Origin of the sequence: Roseisolibacter sp. H3M3-2 (genome assembly GCF_029211165.1) — a bacterium.
In the GTDB taxonomy this organism is placed as follows: domain Bacteria; phylum Gemmatimonadota; class Gemmatimonadetes; order Gemmatimonadales; family Gemmatimonadaceae; genus Roseisolibacter.
Genome location: NZ_JARGEK010000732.1, coordinates 1 through 831, shown reverse-complemented (window position 1 = coordinate 831; position 831 = coordinate 1). Strand labels below are relative to the sequence as shown.

Below are 831 nucleotides of genomic sequence, written 5' to 3'. Positions count from 1 at the left end.
GCGCGCCCGGGGCGGACGCCGCGGCGGCAGCGGCGCTTCGTGGCGTGGCTGGTGCGCGGCTGGGCGCGCGAGGCGACGTGGCGCGTCGCGCGCCCGCTGGTGCGCTTCGTCCTCGCGCAGCTGTCGCGCGTGGCGCCGTTCGACGGATGGTCGGCGATGGCGCGCCACCGCGGGGGCGTGCCGGGCGTGTCGGCGGTCGTGCTCGCGGAGGAGAGCGCCGGCGAGGCCGGCGACGTGCGGCGCGGGGCGGCGGCGCTCGTCCCGTCGGGCGACGACGCGCCCCCCGCGCTCGTCCCCGAAGGGTTCGCCGTCGATCCCGCCTCGCTCCTCGTCGCGCGGCGCGCGCTCGCGAGCCTGCTGCGCGGGCGCGGCCTCGCGCGGCTGCTCCTCCGCTGGGCCGCCGTCGGGCGGCGCCCGTATCCGCGCCCGGTCGCGGCGCTGCTGTCGCTGGGGTGGCTCGCCACGGCGCTGCTCGTCCTCGACCCCGCGTGCGGGCCCGACCCCGGCGAGCGCCTGGCCGCCGAGGCCGCGGCGCTCGCGGGGCTCTGGTCGGCGCTCGCGCTGGCGGGCGTCGGCTCGGCGGCACTGCTCGCGGCGCGCGCCTGGCAGGCCGGGCGCGCGTGGGAGGCGCGCCTCGCGCGCGGCGAGGTGCGGCTGTGGATGGACGGCGGCCTGACGGTCATCGGCGGCTCGGCGGGACTCCCCTTCTGCCTGAGCGCGCTGCTGGCGGTCGCGCGCACGCACCCGGCCGAGGCGCGGCGGTCGTGGCTGTGGCGGCGCGCGGTCGCCGCGCCGCGACGCGACGGCGCCGCGTGGGCGGCCACGGGCGAG

General features: G+C 82.6%; 1 pseudogene. It reads left to right on the top strand.

From position 1 onward, the window contains the following. Positions 1 to 831, top strand: a pseudogene (locus PYV61_RS26060) (hypothetical protein); the annotation flags it as partial.